Source organism: Leucobacter sp. L43 (genome assembly GCF_016597785.1).
Lineage (GTDB): Bacteria > Actinomycetota > Actinomycetes > Actinomycetales > Microbacteriaceae > Leucobacter > Leucobacter alluvii.
Window position 1 is genome coordinate 1,949,493 of sequence record NZ_JAENJG010000001.1, and the last position, 17,334, is coordinate 1,966,826.

Annotated in this window: 16 protein-coding genes; 12 read left to right on the forward strand and 4 right to left on the reverse strand. The window is 69.4% G+C overall.

The window, feature by feature from the left end:
• Nucleotides 1-7: 7 nt before the first annotated feature.
• The gene (locus JE033_RS09130; protein ID WP_200330902.1) at nucleotides 8-1,984 is read left to right on the forward strand and encodes a M13 family metallopeptidase; all 1,977 of its coding nucleotides are present in this window, start codon (nucleotides 8-10) and stop codon (nucleotides 1,982-1,984) included.
• An 18-nt stretch (nucleotides 1,985-2,002) separates the two neighbouring features.
• Here the strand turns inward: JE033_RS09130 and JE033_RS09135 are convergent, their stop codons facing one another.
• Nucleotides 2,003-2,896 carry a hypothetical protein gene (locus JE033_RS09135; protein ID WP_200330904.1) on the reverse strand — a complete coding sequence of 298 codons (894 nt, stop codon included), beginning with the start codon at nucleotides 2,894-2,896 and terminating at the stop codon, nucleotides 2,003-2,005.
• Between the two features lie 277 nt (nucleotides 2,897-3,173).
• Between JE033_RS09135 and JE033_RS09140 the strand changes: the two genes are divergently transcribed.
• From JE033_RS09140 to JE033_RS09165, 6 genes are all read left to right on the forward strand, one after another.
• Nucleotides 3,174-3,944, forward strand: coding sequence for a DUF1684 domain-containing protein (locus tag JE033_RS09140; protein ID WP_090145522.1), 771 nt, complete (start codon nucleotides 3,174-3,176; stop codon nucleotides 3,942-3,944).
• A gap of 44 nt (nucleotides 3,945-3,988) precedes the next feature.
• Nucleotides 3,989-5,494: an ABC transporter substrate-binding protein gene (locus tag JE033_RS09145; protein ID WP_200330906.1), complete on the forward strand. Its 1,506-nt coding sequence runs from the start codon at nucleotides 3,989-3,991 to the stop codon at nucleotides 5,492-5,494.
• 98 nt (nucleotides 5,495-5,592) lie between these two features.
• Nucleotides 5,593-6,555, forward strand: a complete 963-nt coding sequence (locus JE033_RS09150; protein WP_200330908.1) for an ABC transporter permease — start codon at nucleotides 5,593-5,595, stop codon at nucleotides 6,553-6,555.
• On the forward strand, nucleotides 6,552-7,454 hold the full coding sequence (locus tag JE033_RS09155; RefSeq protein WP_200330910.1) for an ABC transporter permease: 903 nt from the start codon (nucleotides 6,552-6,554) through the stop codon (nucleotides 7,452-7,454). Before JE033_RS09150 ends, JE033_RS09155 begins: the two co-directional genes overlap by 4 nt.
• The gene (locus JE033_RS09160) at nucleotides 7,451-8,269 is read left to right on the forward strand and encodes an ABC transporter ATP-binding protein (RefSeq protein WP_200330912.1); all 819 of its coding nucleotides are present in this window, start codon (nucleotides 7,451-7,453) and stop codon (nucleotides 8,267-8,269) included. The genes JE033_RS09155 and JE033_RS09160 overlap by 4 nt, the downstream gene beginning before the upstream one ends.
• Nucleotides 8,266-9,024, forward strand: coding sequence for an ABC transporter ATP-binding protein (locus JE033_RS09165; RefSeq protein WP_200330914.1), 759 nt, complete (start codon nucleotides 8,266-8,268; stop codon nucleotides 9,022-9,024). Before JE033_RS09160 ends, JE033_RS09165 begins: the two co-directional genes overlap by 4 nt.
• Before the next feature lie 146 nt (nucleotides 9,025-9,170).
• Here the strand turns inward: JE033_RS09165 and JE033_RS09170 are convergent, their stop codons facing one another.
• Nucleotides 9,171-10,106, reverse strand: a complete 936-nt coding sequence (locus JE033_RS09170; RefSeq protein WP_200330916.1) for a rhodanese-related sulfurtransferase — start codon at nucleotides 10,104-10,106, stop codon at nucleotides 9,171-9,173.
• A gap of 102 nt (nucleotides 10,107-10,208) precedes the next feature.
• Here JE033_RS09170 and JE033_RS09175 point away from each other — a divergent pair, with 102 nt between their 5' ends.
• Nucleotides 10,209-11,072, forward strand: coding sequence for a TipAS antibiotic-recognition domain-containing protein (locus tag JE033_RS09175; RefSeq protein ID WP_200330918.1), 864 nt, complete (start codon nucleotides 10,209-10,211; stop codon nucleotides 11,070-11,072).
• Nucleotides 11,073-11,083: 11 nt separating this feature from the next.
• Here JE033_RS09175 and JE033_RS09180 read toward each other — a convergent pair whose 3' ends face one another.
• Both JE033_RS09180 and JE033_RS09185 read right to left on the reverse strand, forming a co-directional pair.
• Entirely contained in the window at nucleotides 11,084-12,649 is a 1,566-nt protein-coding gene (locus JE033_RS09180) for a carboxylesterase/lipase family protein (RefSeq protein ID WP_370567930.1), read from the reverse strand.
• 8 nt (nucleotides 12,650-12,657) lie between these two features.
• On the reverse strand, nucleotides 12,658-13,461 hold the full coding sequence (locus JE033_RS09185; RefSeq protein WP_090147232.1) for a FadR/GntR family transcriptional regulator: 804 nt from the start codon (nucleotides 13,459-13,461) through the stop codon (nucleotides 12,658-12,660).
• 158 nt (nucleotides 13,462-13,619) lie between these two features.
• Between JE033_RS09185 and JE033_RS09190 the strand changes: the two genes are divergently transcribed.
• The 4 genes from JE033_RS09190 to JE033_RS09205 all read left to right on the forward strand — a co-directional run bounded on the left by JE033_RS09190 (nucleotide 13,620) and on the right by JE033_RS09205 (nucleotide 17,278).
• Nucleotides 13,620-14,189, forward strand: coding sequence for a YbhB/YbcL family Raf kinase inhibitor-like protein (locus JE033_RS09190; RefSeq protein WP_200330920.1), 570 nt, complete (start codon nucleotides 13,620-13,622; stop codon nucleotides 14,187-14,189).
• 169 nt (nucleotides 14,190-14,358) lie between these two features.
• On the forward strand, nucleotides 14,359-15,366 hold the full coding sequence (locus JE033_RS09195; RefSeq protein WP_090145513.1) for an ABC transporter substrate-binding protein: 1,008 nt from the start codon (nucleotides 14,359-14,361) through the stop codon (nucleotides 15,364-15,366).
• A 60-nt stretch (nucleotides 15,367-15,426) separates the two neighbouring features.
• On the forward strand, nucleotides 15,427-16,482 hold the full coding sequence (locus JE033_RS09200) for an ABC transporter permease (RefSeq protein ID WP_200330922.1): 1,056 nt from the start codon (nucleotides 15,427-15,429) through the stop codon (nucleotides 16,480-16,482).
• Nucleotides 16,483-16,486: 4 nt separating this feature from the next.
• On the forward strand, nucleotides 16,487-17,278 hold the full coding sequence (locus JE033_RS09205; protein ID WP_200330924.1) for an ABC transporter ATP-binding protein: 792 nt from the start codon (nucleotides 16,487-16,489) through the stop codon (nucleotides 17,276-17,278).
• Nucleotides 17,279-17,334: the final 56 nt, after the last annotated feature.

The following is a 17,334-nucleotide window of genomic DNA, read 5'->3' on the forward strand; positions in this document are numbered from 1 at the left end:
TGGTCGCATGAGCAACGCAGCGCCCGTCTCCGGCATCGACATCTCCGAACTCGATCCTGCGGTTCGGCCGCAGGACGACCTCTATCGTCATGTGAACGGCAAGTGGATCGACCGTACCGAGATCCCTTCGGATAAGGCGCGATACGGCTCGTTCGCGGTGCTCGCCGAGAACGCCGAGGAGGCCGTGCGCGACATCATCACCGGGACGGAGCCTCCCGAGGCGGGCGCGGAGGCGGCGACCGAGGCGGACAAGGTCGCAGCCCTCTACGCGAGCTTCATGGACGTCGAGCGCGCTGATGCCCAAGGGGCGGATCCCATCGCCGCAGACATCGAGCGGGTGCGGGAGATCGGCTCCGTCGGCGAGCTGCTCGCCGTCGTCGCGCAGTTCGAACGACAGGGTCTCGGCGGGTTCTACGGCATGTACATCGACAACGACCCGGGCGACCCGGCTCGGTACATCGTCTTCGTCATGCAGGGGGGCCTGGGACTGCCCGACGAGTCGTACTATCGCGAAGAGCAGTTCGCCGAGATCCGGCAGCAGTACCAGGCGCACGTCGCGCGCATGCTCGGGCTCGCGGGCGTCGCCGATGCCGATCGCCTCGCCGGTCTCGCCTACGACCTCGAGCGCCGCATCGCCGCGACGCACTGGGACAAGGTGGCGAGCCGCGACATCCAGAAGCTCTACAACCTGCGCACGTTCGCCGAGCTGCAGGAGCTGACGCCGCAGCTCGACTGGAAGGCGTACCTCGCTGCGATGGGCGCGCCAGAATCCGCGTTCGCAGAGGTCGTCGCCGCGCAGCCCGACGCGATCGAGGGGCTCGCCGCGCTCTTGGTCGACGCAGAGCTCGACGCCTGGCGGGCGTGGCTGATCTGGAGCCTCGTGCGCTCGTCGGCCGCGCTGCTCTCGCAGGAGATCTCCCGCGCCAACTTCGACTTCTACGGCACGGCACTCACGGGTGCGCCTCAGCAGCGCGAGCGCTGGCGTCGCGGCGTCTCCTTCGTCGAGGGCGCGATGGGGGAGGCGGTCGGGCGTCTGTACGTCGAGCAGCACTTCGACGAGCGCGCCAAGGCCGCGATGGACGGGCTCGTCGAGCATCTCATCGAGGCGTACCGCGACTCCATCGAGCAGCTCGGGTGGATGAGCCCGGAGACCCGCGCCCGGGCACTCGACAAGCTCGACCGGTTCACACCCAAGATCGGATACCCGACGAAGTGGCGCGACTACTCCGCGCTCGCCGTCGACGCTGGCGATCTGGTGGGGAACTCCCGCCGCGTGTCAGAGGTCGAGTTCGCCCGGGAGATCGGGAAGGTCGGCAAGCCCATCGATCGCGACGAGTGGTTCATGACCCCGCAGACCGTGAACGCCTACTACAACCCGGGCTTCAACGAGATCGTGTTCCCCGCCGCGATTCTGCAGCCGCCGTTCTTCGACGTGAGCTGGGACGCCGCGGCGAATTTCGGTGCGATCGGCGCCGTCATCGGCCACGAGATCGGCCACGGCTTCGACGACCAAGGCTCGCGCTACGACGGCGACGGCCGCCTCATGGACTGGTGGACCGAAGACGACCGCGCGGCGTTCGAGGCGCTCACCGGTGCGTTGATCGGGCAGTACAACGAGCTGTCGCCGGAGGGGGCGGACGGCCAGACCGTGAACGGGGAGCTCACGATCGGCGAGAACATCGGCGACCTGTCGGGCCTCGAGATCGCCTGGAAGGCGTACCTCCAGTCGCTCGAGGGCGCCGAGCCTCCCGTGATCGACGGGCTGACCGGCGCCCAGCGCTTCTTCCTCGCCTGGGCGCAGGCGTGGCAGCAGAAGTCGCGCCCCGAGGAGACCGTCCGGCTCCTCACCATCGACCCGCACTCGCCGAACGAGTTCCGCTGCAATCAGATCGTGCGCAACCTCGATGCGTTCCATGAGGCGTTCGACACGCGGGCGGGCGATGGCCTGTGGCTCGATCCGGCCGAGCGCGTCTCGATCTGGTAGCGCTCAGCCCGGCTCTCGTCACCTGCCGGGCGGCAACGACGTGATGTCGTAGTGGTCGGCGCTCGCGCTGGCGGGCTCCGGATGCGGCAGGGGCGGCGCGTATTTGGGTGCGGCCGGTGCCGGGCTCGCGCCCGCGTCCGGACCCGCTGCGAGCGGGCCGGGCACGAACTCGAGTTCGATCGGCAGCGCGAACGGCGCGGGCCCGAACGCCTGACGGGCCGCCTTGGTGACGCGTCGCGCGAGGAGATGATTGCCGGTGCCGCCGACGACCGCGCCGATGCCGAACGGAAGCGCCTTGCCGACCACGGAGGCGCCGCCGACTCCGGCGAGCCGGTGCATGAACGAGGTCTTCAGGCGATCGAGCAACGGCCCCATCGCGTACCGCGGAATCGCGGAGGTGAGCATCTTGCCCCAGTAGTCCCGGCGTGTGCCGCCGCCTCCGACGGCCTGCATGGTGACCTGGCGCACGAGGTCGGCTCCCTCGTTGCCGAGCATGAGCGCGAGCACCAGCGCTCTGGTGCGCTCGCGGTCGGTCATCGTGATGCCGTGCACCTCGGCGACGGAGTGCGCGAACAGCGCCGTCGCCTCGACGAAGCCGAGCGTCTCGGCGCCGGCCAGTCCCAGGGCGATGCCGGTGCCGACGGCCGGGATCACCGCGGCGGCTCCGACTCCAGCACCGCCTGCGGTGACGGTCGCGATGTAGCGCGTTTCGAGCACGTGGATGATCTGCTCCGGCGTGGCCTGCGGGTACTTCTTGCGGATGCGGCGGAGATGGGCGAGCACGGGCGGGCGCTGGACCGCGAGCAGTCGGTCGAGTGAGCGTTCGACGACGGGGCGCGGTTCGCCGCTCGCGCTCGTGCGCGGCTGGGTGAAGCGCGTGATCATGCGTTCGCGCCGGGGAGGTCTGCTCATGCGGGAATCGTAGAGCACCACCCTGCGCGATCGGCGCATGCGCATGCCAGAAGCGAACAGGGCTTGCGCCATCGCACCCGGCGCCGGCAGGCCCGGTCGGCCCGGAGCACTCAGGGGGAGCCGGCGGGCTGGAATACCTCCGCTCCATGTGTCGTTCGACTGCACAAGCGTTCGCGCGCCTCGCGCGAATGCGAGATACTTGCGGATTGTGAATGCGTCGCATTCGGGGAGCTTCATTGCGGAGCGCACGACCGTCGACGTCAGAAGGAGAGACACCATGAACGCAGCCTCGCAGCCCGCCGCGGTTCCGACGCCCGAGTCGGCGCACGAGGCCTGGCGGGCGGGTCGGCGCGCGTCGGTGACGTCCGCCACGGGCAATCTGAGTCTGATCGAAACGCGATGGTTCCCCGGCGACGTCGACGAAGAAGCGGCCGCCCGCCTCGTCGCAGCCGAACGCGATGCCGCGCCCGAGGGTGTCACGGTCACCTCCGTCGAGCGGAAGAACATCGCGAGCGGCCGCGCGGAGCACGGTCTGCGCGTATGGGATGCGAACGCACCGGCGATCCGCGCCTTCGAGGAGATCGAGACGTTCCCGTTCGATCCGAGCTGGATCATCGAGGCCGAGTTCACGCCGGTCTCGTCCGACCGCACGGTGCCATTCGAGCACATCCGCGACGCCGGTGGCAGCCGCGACCTCGTCGTGCCGGGCGACATCACGTTCGAGCGCGACGGGCAGCGGTTCACCCTCGCTGCGTTCGACGACGCCGGTCAGCTGCTGCTCGTGTTCGGCGACCCCACGAACGGGCTGACGGACGACACCGGCACGTACGGGTCCGGTCGTTTCCTCTTCGTCGAGCGCGACGCTGCCGAGTTCGGAGAAGCGGGGCACGTGCGCCTCGACTTCAATCGGGCGTTCGTGCCGCCGTGCGGCTTCTCCGCCCAGTACAACTGCCCGATGCCGCCACCTCAGAACCGCCTGCCCTGGCCCGTGCACGCGGGGGAGCGATTGCCGCGCTTCACCGATGGCTTCGACATCTACACGATCTGACGACGCCAGACCCGAAGCCCCACCCCACCACTCGAAGGAAACCCATGCCCTCCCTCAAGAAATCAGCGCTCGCAGCGATCGGCGCGCTCGCTGTCACTGCTTTGGCGCTCACCGGGTGCGCCTCGAACGGCGGCGCCTCCGCCGGCGGCGCCGACGCCACGATCCGCATCGGGTCGCTGTACGAGCCCGTCAACCTCAGCAACACCGCGGGCGGCGGGCAGGGCGTGACCGAGGCGCTCACCGGCAACGTGTACGAAGCGCTGTACCGCCTGAATGACGACGGCACGACCAAGCCGCTGCTCGCGACCGGGTACGAGGTGAGCGATGACGGGCTCACCTACACGTTCACCCTGCGCGACGATGTGACCTTCCACTCGGGCAAGGCGCTCACCTCGGCCGATGTGAAATCGAGCGTCGAGGCCGTCGTCGCACCGGAGTCGCAGTCGGCGCGCAAGTCGAGTCTCGAGGTCGTCGCCGATATCGCGACGCCGGACGACCAGACGGTGGTCTTCACGCTGAACGAGCGCTCGATCTCCTTCCCCTACCTGCTCACGTACATCTGGATCGTGAACTCGGAGGCGACCGACCTCGAGAACTCGGAAGACGGCACGGGGCCGTACACCCTCGGCGAGTGGAAGCGCGGCAGCACCCTGACGCTCGAGCGCTGGGACGACTACTGGGGCGACGCGGCGAAGAACGCCGAGGTCGTCTACAACTACTTCACCGACGCGACCGCAGAGGACACGGCGCTGCAGAGCGGCCGCATCGACCTCATCACGAGCGTCCAGAACCCCGACTCGCTGCCCCAGTTCGAAGACTCGGGCAACTTCACCATCACCGACGGCCAGTCGACGACGAAGGAACTGCTCGCATTCAACGACCGCGTGGCGCCGTTCGACGATGTGAAGGTGCGCCAGGCGATCTACTCCGCCATCGACCGCGAGAAGCTGCTGGGCGCGATCTGGGGCGATTACGGCACCGTGATCGGCTCCATGGTGCCCCCGACCGACCCGTGGTACGAAGACCTGAACGACCTCAACGCCTACGATCCCGACCGCACGAAGAGCCTGCTGGAGGAGGCCGGCCTCGGCGACGGATTCGAGTTCACCCTCGATACGCCGAGCTACGATCCGCACCCCGCCGTCGCCGAGTTCTTGCAGTCGGAGCTGAAGAAGGTCGGCGTCACGGTCGACATCAACACGATCAGCGCCGACGAGTGGTACACCAAGGTCTTCCAGGAGCACGACTTCGAGGCCACGCTCCAGGAGCACGTCAACGACCGCGACGTCGTCTGGTACGGCAACCCAGACTTCTACTGGGGCTACGACAACCCGCAGGTCGCGCAGTGGATCGACCAGGCGGAGCAGGCGGAGACCGAGGCCGAGCAGACCGAGCTGCTGAAGCAGGCCAACCGTCAGATCGCCGGAGATGCCGCGAGCGCGTGGCTCTACCTGTACCCGCAGATCGTGGTCGCGGCCGATACCGTGTCGGGCTACCCGGTCAATGGGCTCAACTCGCAGTTCTTCGCCTATAACATCGTCAAGGAGTAGTGGCGCGGCGCCCGGCACATCGGCCGGGCGCCGCGCGCACCCGCGATCGACGCGGCACGCCGTGCACCGCCGTTACAGACACTGCAAGGGGAGGGCCGATGACCGGATATGTGATCCGGCGCGGCCTGCTGCTCATCGCCTCGTTCGCCATCGCGATGGTGCTCATCTTCGTGCTGCTCCGGCTGCTTCCCGGTGACCCGGCGAATGCGCTGCTCTCGGTGAACGCGACGCCGGAGCAGATCGCCGCAGCGCGCGCGCAGGTGGGGTCGGATCAGCCGATTCTGGTGCAGTTCGGTGCGTGGGTCGCGCAGATGCTTCGGCTCGACCTCGGCGAATCGCTCATCACGGGCGCTTCGGTCGGCGATGAGATCTCCGCGCGCCTGGCCGTCACCCTCCCGCTCACGGTGTTCGCCTTCGCACTGGCGGTCGTCGGCTCGCTGCTCGCCGGCGTCACCGCCGCCGTGCGCGCGGATCGCTGGTACGGCGTGGTGCTCTCCGGGGTGGCGCAGCTCGGGATCGCGGTGCCCGTGTTCTGGGTCGGCATCATCCTCGTGTGGGTGTTCGGCCTGTTGCTCGGATGGTTCCCGACCGGCGGCTTCCCGATCGACGACTGGAACGACCCGGCGGGCGCGGTCTCGTCGCTTGCGCTCCCCGCGATCGCGATCGCCTGCGTCATGGGTGCATCGCTCACTCGTTACGTGCGCTCGGCGACGCTCGATGTGCTCGGCAGCGACTATCTGCGCACGGCCCGCGCGCACGGATCTGGATTCGGCGAGGCGCTCTGGCGTCACGGGCTGCGCAACGGCTCCGTGCCGGTCATCTCGGTGCTCGGGATCGAACTGGCGTCGACGCTGCTCGGCGCCGTGGTCGTGGAGAGCGTCTTCGCGCTTCCCGGCCTGGGGAGCTACCTCGTCGACGGCATCTCGCGCCATGACTTCTCCGCGATTCAGGGTGTGCTCGTGGTGACCACGCTGCTGGTGCTGCTGGTCGGCTTCGTCGCCGATGTCGCGCAGCGCATCGTCGATCCTCGGTTGAGGCGAGCGGTAGGGGTGGGGGCATGAGCGAGCTCAGCGGCACGGTCGCACCGGGATCCGCGGATCCGGGTTCCGAGACGGCTCCGACTCGTCGGCGCGGGGGCCGGAGCGTTCGGCGCAGTGCGACGCTCACGGCCGGACTCGTGCTCGTCGGCATCGTGGTGCTGATGGCGCTGGTCTCCCTCGTTTGGCTGCCGTATCCGCTCGACGACACTTCGGGCGGACGGCTCTCCGGCCCGAGCGGCGAGCACCTGCTCGGCACCGACAAGCTCGGGCGCGACCTGCTCAGCCAACTCATGGTCGGCGCGCGCATCGCGCTCCTGGTGGGGGCCGGATCCGTGCTGATCGCCGCCGTGCTCGGGGTCGCCATCGGCCTGCTCGCCGCGCTCGCCGCGCCCTGGCTCGACGATGCGATCTCGGCCTTCATCGACGTGGCGATCGCGTTTCCCGTGCTACTCACGGCGATGCTCATCGTGGCGCTGCAGCCGCCGTCGCTCGGGTCGGCGATCCTCGCCATCGGGCTCGCCATGTCGGCGATCGTGGCGCGGGTGTCGCGGATCCTCGCCAAGCGCGCGGTCGGATCGCAGTACGTGATCGCTGCGCGCACGAGCGGTACGCGCACCCTCGGCATCATTCGCCGTCACCTGCTGCCGAACATGGCTCCCACGCTGGCGGTCACCCTGGCGCTGCAGTTCGGCGCCGCGGTACTCGCGGAGGCGAGTCTCTCGTACCTCGGCCTGGGCGCCCCGCCTCCCAACGCCTCGTGGGGGCGCTTGCTCCAGGAAGCGCAGGGCACCGTGCTCACGGCTCCGATCGGCGCCATCGCGCCTGGCGTCGCACTCGTCGTACTGGTGCTCGGCGTGAACTTCGTCGCCGATGGTCTGCGTGATGCGGCCGACCCGACTCGACGCGGGAGGAGCGCATGACCGAAGCACTGCTGCGCGTGAGTGCACTGCGCGTGCGCTCACGAGACGCCGCGCTCGTCGATGGAATCGATTTCGAGGTCGCCGCCGGTGAGCGTCTCGGGCTCATCGGGGAGTCAGGATCCGGCAAGTCGTTGACCTCGCTGGCGATCACCGCGCTGCTCCCAGACGGCCTCCGCGCAACGGGATCGGTGCGGCTCGCCGGAGTCGAGACGGTGGGCGCCGACGAGCAGAGCGTGCGTCCGCTCCGAGGGCCGGCCGCCGGCGTCGTGTTCCAAGAGCCGCTCACGGCGCTCGACCCGCTCATGCGCGTCGGCAGGCAGATCGCGGAGCCGATCCGGCGCCACCTCGGGCTTCGGGGCAGCGCACTCGACCGTGCGGTCGCCGAGGCGCTCGACGAGGTGCGGCTCGGCGAGCAGCGGTTCGCTCGTGCGTTCCCCCATGAACTCTCCGGCGGTCAACGGCAGCGGGTCGCGATCGCCATCGCGCTGGCTGCGCGCCCCCGACTGCTCATCGCCGACGAGCCGACCACTGCGCTCGACGTGACCGTGCAGTCCGAGGTGCTCGATCTGCTCGACCGGCTGGTGGCCGAGCGCGACATGGGGCTGCTGTTCGTGAGCCACGACCTGGCCGTCGTATCGCGCATGACCGACCGTGTGCTCGTGCTGCAGCGGGGCGCGGTCGTCGAGGAAGGCGCGGTGCGTCAGATCCTGCGCGCGCCGCAGCACCCCTATACGGCCCAGCTCGTCGCGCACGCGCGCGTCCTCGACGCGGCGCTCGACGGTGCTGGCCCGACCGATGCGGAGGGCAGGCGATGACGGTACTCGAAGCGAGCGGCGTCGACTTCTCGTACGGCGCCCGGCGAATTCTGACCGGCGTCGACCTCGCAGTGGCTGCGGGTGACTCCGTCGGCATCGTCGGAGAGTCGGGGGCGGGCAAGTCGACGCTGCTCTCACTCCTGCTCGGGCTCGCGGCACCAGCGCGCGGCGAGATCCGGTTCGACGGCGCTCCGCTGCGCCTGCGGGATCGCACGCTCATGCGCCGGTTCCGCAGCGGCGTCCAAGCCGTCTTCCAGGATCCGTACTCGTCGCTCGATCCACGGCAGCGGGTCGATCGCATCATCGCAGAACCGCTCGAATCCCTCGGCCTCGCCCGGGGGGCGGAAGCGGGCGCACGCGTGCGCGCCGCGCTCGCATCCGTCGGGCTGCCAGCAGACGCCGCTTCCCGCTACCCGCACGAGTTCTCGGGGGGCCAGCGTCAACGCATCGCGATCGCTCGCGCGACCGTCGTTCGGCCGCGCGTGCTCGTCGCCGACGAGCCCGTCAGCGCGCTCGACGTCAGCACCCGCACCCAGGTGATCGAGCTCATCAACGAGCTGCGCGCCGAACACGGGCTCGCGCTCGTCATGGTCTCCCACGACCTCGGCGCCGTTGCGGCGACCTGCGAGCGCACCGCGGTGCTCGAAGGCGGCCGCGTGGTCGAGACGGGCGCCACCGGTGATCTGCTGGCGAGGCCGCGAGAGGCGTACACGCAGCGCCTGATCTCGGCGATCCCGCGCCTTCCGACGGACTGACCCGTCAGACGCGCCCGTCCGTCGCGCCCGTCAGACGCGCCCGTCCGCCACTCACTCGAGCGGGGTCGCTTCTTGGTGCGTGTCGTGGTGCAACACGCACCAAGAGTGACCCCGCTCGCAGGTGGGGGAGGGGGCGGGGCGCTCCCTCACGCCGCTGCGTGCTCCTCGCAGGGGGCCCCGGCGTGCTCGTCGCACACCACGAAGCGGTGCTTGCACGCAGGGTCGGCGCAATTCGCCACGGTGTTCGAGGGGGCGTCGCACACACGGCACCTGCCGACGACAGCTGCGCCGGGCGCGAAGTCGAGCGCTTCGCGACCGTCGAATACGGCAAGCGATCCTTCCCACAGTCCGTCGTTGCCGAAGGCCTCGCCGTATTTCACGATGCCGCCGTCGACCTGGTACACCTCGTCGAAGCCGCGATCCCGCATCGCGGCAGAGAGGATCTCGCAGCGGATGCCGCCGGTGCAATAGGTGACGACGGGCCGGTTCTTGAGCGCGTCGAAGTCACCGGCGTCGATCTGCGCGATGAAATCGTGCGTCGTGCGCGTATCGGGCACCACCGCGCCCCGGAACCGACCGATCTCCGCCTCCCACGCGTTGCGCCCGTCGAAGAACACCACATCGTCACCGCGCTCGGCCACGAGTTCGTTGACCTCATGCGGGGAGAGATGCACGCCGCCGCCGACGACGCCGTCGTCGTCGACGCGGGTTTCGTCGGGGATTCCGAATGCCACGAGCTCGTCGCGCACCTTCACGCTGAGCTTCGGGAAGTCGCTGATGCGCCGCCATCGCGGCCCGCGCTCGGTGCCGTGCAGTCGCTCATCCGGGGCATCGACCAGTGCCGTTCCCATGCTCCACTTCGGCTCGAGCCCGGCGAACGGGGCGTACTCGCGAGTGCGCCGCACATACTGCTTGCAGGCGTCGAGCTCGCCGCCGACCGTGCCGTTGATGCCGTGGCGCGAGATGATGATGCGTCCTCGCAGGCCCAACGATTCGCAGAGCTGCCGCTGCCACAAGCGCACGGCCTCGGGATCGGCCACGGGGGCGAAGACGTAGTACAGCAGGATCTTGGGCTCGCTCACCCGTCAATGGTACGCGGGAGGCGCGCAGCGAACCGCACCAGCCCAACGCTTGACATTGACGAGGCGTCAACGCGTAGCGTGACATCTGGAACGGAGAACACCATGACGACCACGAATACGCGTGCGTTGCACAGTGTGCAGGCGGTGGCTCGCGCGGCGAGCACGACCTCGCGCACGCTGCGGCACTACGACCGCATCGGTCTGCTGCCGCCCACGTGCATCGGCTCGAACGGGTATCGCTACTACGACGACCGGGCGCTGCTCCGCCTGCAGCGCATCCTGCTGCTGCGCGATCTCGGTCTGGGCCTCGACGCCATCGCCCGGGTGCTCGCGTCGCAGGATGCCAGCAGCCGCAGTGCGCTGTCGGATCGCACGGCGCAGACCGCCGAGACCGAGATCCTGCAGTCGCACCTCGCGATCCTCCACCGCGAGCGAGAGCGCATCACCCGCCAGATCCGCGCCGTGGAGCGCACCATCGCCGCCCTCCCGGGCGTGACCGACACCGCACCAGCAGGAGCACTGATGACTGAGAACATCTTCGACGGATTCGACCACGCACAGCACCGTGAGGAGGTGGAGCGGCGCTGGGGAGACCGCGCGTACGCGGAGGGCGACCATTGGTGGCAGGGGCTCGGCAGCGGTGCGCGCGAGGCGTGGCAGCGCCGCAGCGCCGACCTCGCCGCAGCGTGGCGCATGGCCGCCGAACGCGAGCTCGACCCGGCGGGAGCCGAGGGGCAGGAACTCGCCGCCCAGCACGTGGCCTGGTTGCGGGGGATACCTGGGACCCCCGCCGCCGACCCCGCGGGTGATCTCGCCGGATACGTGCGCGGGCTCGGCGAGTTGTACGTCACGGACGAGCGCTTCGCCGCGAACTACGGCGGAGCGACGGGGGCGGGGTTCGTGCGGGACGCGCTGGTGCACTACATCGCCCACGATCGCGCAGAGGGCGCGAGCGGCGCGCGGTGATCTCGCGCGCGTCAGCGCGAGGGGTGCGCGCTCGCGTCGCGCGAGTGACTCGCTTCGAGCAGGGCCGCGGCTGACGCGTACGCATCGCGCTGCTCACGCACCGGAACATCGAAGATCCGTGCGGGGCCGGTTCCGTCGCGGTCGGCTTCCCACCCCGGGTCCCCGTCGCGCGCGAAGCGCACCAGGGCGCCGTGCACGGCGTCCGCGAGAGCTTGCGGAGGGGCGGTGCCCGCGACGCGCTCGACGCCCACGGCATCGAGGCGGTCGAAGACGAACGGCACATCACTGCAGTGCCCCGCGAAGTGCGGTGCGCCGGCCTCGGTATCGGGTGCGTGCCAGGAGTAGCGAGACGTCCAGGTGGTGCCCGCAACTGCAGACGCTCCGCGGGCACGGGCGACACGGGGCACCCATGAGCGGAACACGGCGTCCGTGGCGTACCGCCCGACGAGCGCGACGCTGCTCGCGGTCGCCTGGACCTCCGGCGTCTCGAGCCAGCGATCCGCAACCGCCGCGGACGCTCCGAGGGCGCGCAGCACGGCGCGGCGCGGCGCACGGTCGAGGATGGGGCGCGGTGTGAACATTCCCATGAGCTCGTCGTCTGCGGTGCTCAGCGCCAGGGGCACGTGCGCGCTGGGCCCGTGCGATGTGCCCTGCAACGCGTCGAGCGGCACCACGTCACCGTCCGGGAGCGGGCCGATCATGAGCCCGTCCCGGAGCATGCCGTGCACGTCGCGAAGGATGCGGGGCGCGGCAGGCGCCGTGATCCGGCGCTGCAACTCGATGATTCTCGCCTCGGGCAGCGACCCGAGACCGGCGAGATCGGGAGTCACTCCGCCCAGACGGGCCAGGTGCCGGGTGCGAGCCGCAGCGGCGTCGAGCGACGGCGCGGCGACGGCCGCCGACATGGCGTAGCCAGCGGCGAAGAGCCCCTCAGCCGCTGGAACGCCGAGCAACGTGAGCACCGCGCCGCCTCCGGCGGATTGCCCCGCGATGGTGACGCGATCCGGATCACCCCCGAACCCCGCGATGTTCTGCTGCACCCATTCCAGCGAGCGCACCCAATCGAGTACCCCGCGGTTGGCCGGAGCGCCGTCGACGGAGCCGAACCCGATGAAGCCCAGCCGGTACGAGATCGTCACGAGCACCACTCCGTCGCGGGCGAACGCGCGGCCGTCGTACCAGGGGCTCGCCGGGGAGCCTGAGATGAAGCCGCCGCCGTGGATCCAGACGATCACGGGCAGTTTCGCCGATGCCTCCGGCGCGGGTGTCCACACGTTCACGTTCAGTGTGTCGTCGCCCGGAATCGAGTGCTCGGGGATCAGCGTGATTCCCGTATCGCCGCGCTGCGGGGTGGGCCCGAACGCCGATGCGTCCCGGATCCCGTCCCACGCCTCGCACGACTGCGGAGGTGCGAATCGCAGGGCGCCCACGGGCGCAGCCGCGTACGGGATGCCTCGGAATACCGCGGCGCTCGGCCCCTCTGCCGCGCCCGGACTGCACGGCTCCCAGGTCCCCCGAACCGCTCCGGCGGCTGTCCGCACGACGGGGCGCGACGCGCGATCGCTGACGGTCTTCACCGGACGGGTCAGAGTCGCGACTGGGCTTCCGCCCGCGCGAGCACGTGATCCTGCGCCATCTGCGCTTCATTGATGCGCTGCTGCTGCTCTGGCGTTCGGGCGAGCGGAGGGATGACCTCGTGCTGATCGTTCACGATCACGACATCGTGGTCGACGTGGTTCACCATCGCATGGACGGCGTCGATGAAGTCCTGGCGTCGGATCGCGTCGAGCACGCGGGCGTGGTCGCGCTCCATCTCCGCGCCGGTCGCGACGTTCGCGAGACGACCGCGGTGCTCCGGAGTGCGCAGGCGATCGTTGATTCCGGCGTAGAGCGCGGCGAGCAGGCGGTTCTTCGCGGCGTCGAACACGAGACGGTGGAAGCGGCTGTCGAAGGCTGTATCGACGTCGCCCGCGAACCCGAGCACGGGGCATCGGGTGCATCCGACCTCTTCGATCGCGGCTCGTTCGAGCGCCGCGATGTCTTCATCGGTGCGGTGCAGGGCGGCCTGCTGCGCGGCTTCGATCTCGAGGGCCCGGCGATAGCTGAGGATCTCCTCGAGGGTGAAGTCGGTGAGGAACTCGTTGAGGAGGGTGCTCGTCGGCGCGGCCGAGCGCACGAACGTGCCGCGACCGGGCAGCGTCTCGAGCATTCCGATGCTCGCGAGCGACCGCACGGCTTCGCGCACGGTCGAGCGACCGACGCCGGTCTGCTCTGCGAGCTCGGGCTCGATGGGAATGCGCCCGCCGACCGGCCATTCGCCGGTGGTGATCTTGCGACGCAGGTAGGCGAGCGTCGCGCGTGCTCGATCTGACCCTGTGGTCGCTGCCATGATCACTCCGATTCGTCGGGCGCCGTGTGCGCCGATGCCGAGAACTCAGTATATCGAGCGTCTTCGAGGGCGTCGGGGCGCGAAAGATCGGTTCGCGGAGGCCATTGGAGCAGCCAGCCGCTGACCGTAGTCTGGAGGTCAGATCACCAGGGGGTGCCATGACGAACAAGAATCCGAGCCGCGGCGACATCGACCCGTATGCGCGCATGCGGCAGGTACCCGGCTTCACGTTGCGGAGTGCCGACATTCAGGACGGCGAGCCACTGCCTGCCGAGCAGTACGCAGAGGCGGCAGGGGGATCCAATCGCTCGCCGCAGTTGAGCTGGGCCGACTTCCCGGCGGGCACGAAGAGCTTCGCCGTCACCTGCTTCGACCCGGACGCGCCGACGGGGTCGGGGTTCTGGCACTGGGCCGTTGCGAACCTGCCGGCGAGTACGCACGAGCTCCCGGCCGGTGCCGGCGCTCTCGCAGGCACGCCGGGCGGCGCGCTGCTGCCGGCCGCTGCGACGACGATGCCGAATGAACGGCGCGAGCGCGCGTTCACCGGTGCTGCGCCGCCGGAGGGCACCGGCGTGCATCACTACTGGTTCGTCGTGCACGCGCTCGGCGTCGAGCACCTCGACATCGACCCGGATCTCACACCGGCGGTCATGGGGTTCATGATGCGCGATGCCGTACTGGCCCGGGCAGTCATCGTCGCGACCGGAGAGTTCCGCCAGGCCGACTGACCGATCGATCGGTCAGGAATTACAACGCCTCGGTCACGAAGAGGGCCCCGAGTTGCTCCCGCGGGGGGATCGCGGTCTACGATGCTTGAATCGGCGTAAGTTCTCGCCGACTCGCTCAGTTCGCCGAAGCACTGACCCGGCGACGTCCCCCACAAAGGATTCGATACCCATGCGACAGACCTCGTTCCGCCGCCGCGCCCTCACCATCGCCGGCGTCACCGCAGCGGCAGCACTCACCCTCAGCGCCTGCTCCTCACCCGACTCGTCAGGCGAGGGAGGATCAGCGGAGACCTTCAACATCGGCATCAGCCAGTTCGTGCAGCACCCGGCACTCGACTCCGCGACCGAGGGCTTCAAGCAGGCGTTCATCGACGCGGGATACGTCGATGGCGAGACGGTGAACTTCGACGAGCAGAACGCGAACGCAGAGCAGGCCACTGCCGTCACCATCGCGCAGGGCTTCGCGACCTCCGACAACGATCTCGTGCTGGCAGTGGCGACACCGGCAGCGCAGGCGGCCGCTCAGGCGATCACCGACAAGCCGATCCTCTTCACCGCGGTGACCGACGCGGTGTCAGCAGAGCTCGTCGACTCCAACGAGACCCCCGGTGGCAACGTGACCGGAACCAGCGACCTGGCCCCGCTCGACGAGCAGCTGAAGATGCTGCAGGAGATCGTGCCCGACGCGAAGAAGGTCGGCATCGTCTACGCATCGGGCGAGGTGAACTCCGAGGTGCAGGTCTCGGCGGCCGAGGAGGCCGCGAGCGACCTCGACCTCGAGATCGTCACGAAGACCGTGACCACTGCCAACGACATCGCTCAGGCGACCGAAGCGCTCGGAGACGTCGACGCGATCTACGTGCCGACCGACAACCTCGTCGTCTCGGGCATCGCCTCGCTCGTGCAGGTCGCGGAGGAGAAGCAGATCCCCGTCATCGGGGCCGAGGCCGGCACCGTCGAGGGCGGCGCGGTCGCGACGCTCGGCATCGACTACACGGATCTGGGGCATCAGACCGGTGAGATGGCCATCAAGATCCTGGAAGACGGAGCCGACCCTGCAGAGATGGCAGTCGAGGTCTCCAAGAGCTTCACGTACGTGGTGAATCCGGGCGCCGCAGAGCGCATGGGTGTCGAGATCCCGAAGGATATCCTCGACCAGGCGGAAACCGTCGAGTAACCCCGGGCCCCCGGCCCGCACGGTTTCTCCAGCACACGACACGAACAGGATGACCATCGCATGATCGGCGCGCTCGAACTCGGCCTCATCTACGGGGTGATGGCACTGGGCGTCTACCTGACGTTCCGAGTGCTCAACTTCCCGGACCTCACGGTCGACGGCAGCTTCACCACCGGCGCTGCTGTCGCGGCCGCGCTGATCACGAACGGTCACAACCCCGTCCTCGCCACCCTCGCCGGTGGCGGGGCGGGGATCGTCGCAGGCATCATCACCGGCCTGCTGCACACGAAGGGCCGCATCGACGGCCTCCTCTCCGGAATCCTGACGATGATCGCCCTCTGGTCGATCAACCTGCGAATCATGGGCACCGCGAAGGAGGGCACCGCGGTCGCCGCCAACCTCCCGCTGCTGCGGGCCGACACGGTCTTCACCCCGCTGCGCGAAGGAGAGCTCCTCGGCACCTGGGGCGGCGTCGCCATCATTCTCCTCGCCGTGCTCGTGCTGAAGGTCGTGGTCGACTGGTTCCTCTCGACCAACCTCGGGCTCGCCATTCAGGCGACCGGAGACAACGGGCCGATGATCCGCAGCTTCGGCGTGAACACCGATCGCACGACGATTCTCACCCTCGCCATCTCGAACGGATTCGTGGGGCTCTGCGGGGCGCTCGTCGCGCAGTATCAGGGCTTCGCCGACATCAGCATGGGCGTCGGCCTGATTCTCGTCGGGCTCGCATCCGTCATCCTCGGCCAGGCCATCTTCGGCCAGCGCTTCATCTGGCTCGCGAGCCTCGCGGTCGTGCTCGGCGCGGTCATCTACCGCCTCATCATCTTCTTCGCTCTGCGCGCCGGTCTCGATCCGAACGACATGAAGCTCATCACCGCGCTCCTCGTGATCGCGGCGCTCCTGCTGCCGCGGTGGGGGTTCCTGCGCAAGATCCCGATGCTGCGACGCAAGGACGGCCGCGTGGTGCTCGAGGAAGTCACCGCCCCGGCCTCCGCCGACGCCTCGCCGAGCGGTGCTGCGCCCGCCGGAGCCACGACCGCGCGCGTCGGCGCTGATCCCGCGTCGCCCGCGGCCGGCACTACGCCCGAACCCGACACCCAGGCCGGAAGGTAGCCGCATGCTCACCATTGAACGCATCGAGAAGACGTTCTTCCCCGGCACCGTCAACGAGCGCCGCGCACTCGGCGGCCTCAGCCTGCGCCTCGACGAAGGCGACTTCGTCACCGTCATCGGCTCCAACGGCGCCGGCAAATCGACATTGCTGAACGCCATCTCGGGTCGCTACAGCGTCGACTCCGGCAGCATCGAGATCGACGGCCAGCGCGTCAACAAGCTCAAGGAGTACCAGCGCGCCAAGTTCATCGGCCGTGTGTTCCAGGACCCCATGGCGGGCACCGCTCCCGATCTGACGATCGAGCAGAACCTTGCGCTCGCCGAGCGTCGGGGCAAGAGCCGCGGGCTCGGGCTCGCGCTCAGCCGTACGCTCCGCGAGCGCTTCCGTGAAGAGCTCACCGCGCTCGAACTCGGTCTCGAGCACCGGCTCACCGCCAAGGTCGGCCTGCTCTCCGGCGGCCAGCGGCAGGCGTTGTCGCTGCTCATGGCCGGATTCACGCGTCCCAGCATCCTGCTGCTCGACGAGCACACCGCCGCACTCGACCCGCAGCGCGCGGCACTCGTCACCGAGCTGACCGACCGAATCGTCTCCCAGGGCGCGCTCACGACGCTGATGGTGACGCACAACATGGAGCAGGCGCTGCGACTCGGCAACCGCCTCATCATGATGCACGAGGGCAACATCGTGTTCGAGGCGTCGGCGGAGCAGAAGCGCGAGCTCACGGTGCCGCGCCTGCTCGAGGAGTTCGCGAAGATCAAGGGCGCGCAGCTCGACGATCGCGCCCTGCTGGCCTGAGGCGCATCGCCGACGGGGTCTCCTGCGGGATCTCCAACGGCCGAGACAGCCGGGAG

Bases quoted from the DNA above. Each gene is read 5' to 3' on its own strand.
- JE033_RS09160 (WP_200330912.1), top strand. From the start codon at position 7,451: ATGACCGAAGCACTGCTGCGCGTGAGTGCACTGCGCGTGCGCTCACGA.
- JE033_RS09135 (WP_200330904.1), bottom strand. From the start codon at position 2,896: ATGAGCAGACCTCCCCGGCGCGAACGCATGATCACGCGCTTCACCCAG.
- JE033_RS09140 (WP_090145522.1), top strand. From the start codon at position 3,174: ATGAACGCAGCCTCGCAGCCCGCCGCGGTTCCGACGCCCGAGTCGGCG.
- JE033_RS09155 (WP_200330910.1), top strand. From the start codon at position 6,552: ATGAGCGAGCTCAGCGGCACGGTCGCACCGGGATCCGCGGATCCGGGT.
- JE033_RS09175 (WP_200330918.1), top strand. From the start codon at position 10,209: ATGACGACCACGAATACGCGTGCGTTGCACAGTGTGCAGGCGGTGGCT.
- JE033_RS09200 (WP_200330922.1), top strand. From the start codon at position 15,427: ATGATCGGCGCGCTCGAACTCGGCCTCATCTACGGGGTGATGGCACTG.
- JE033_RS09195 (WP_090145513.1), top strand. From the start codon at position 14,359: ATGCGACAGACCTCGTTCCGCCGCCGCGCCCTCACCATCGCCGGCGTC.
- JE033_RS09150 (WP_200330908.1), top strand. From the start codon at position 5,593: ATGACCGGATATGTGATCCGGCGCGGCCTGCTGCTCATCGCCTCGTTC.
- JE033_RS09165 (WP_200330914.1), top strand. From the start codon at position 8,266: ATGACGGTACTCGAAGCGAGCGGCGTCGACTTCTCGTACGGCGCCCGG.
- JE033_RS09190 (WP_200330920.1), top strand. From the start codon at position 13,620: ATGACGAACAAGAATCCGAGCCGCGGCGACATCGACCCGTATGCGCGC.
- JE033_RS09145 (WP_200330906.1), top strand. From the start codon at position 3,989: ATGCCCTCCCTCAAGAAATCAGCGCTCGCAGCGATCGGCGCGCTCGCT.
- JE033_RS09130 (WP_200330902.1), top strand. From the start codon at position 8: ATGAGCAACGCAGCGCCCGTCTCCGGCATCGACATCTCCGAACTCGAT.
- JE033_RS09185 (WP_090147232.1), bottom strand. From the start codon at position 13,461: ATGGCAGCGACCACAGGGTCAGATCGAGCACGCGCGACGCTCGCCTAC.
- JE033_RS09205 (WP_200330924.1), top strand. From the start codon at position 16,487: ATGCTCACCATTGAACGCATCGAGAAGACGTTCTTCCCCGGCACCGTC.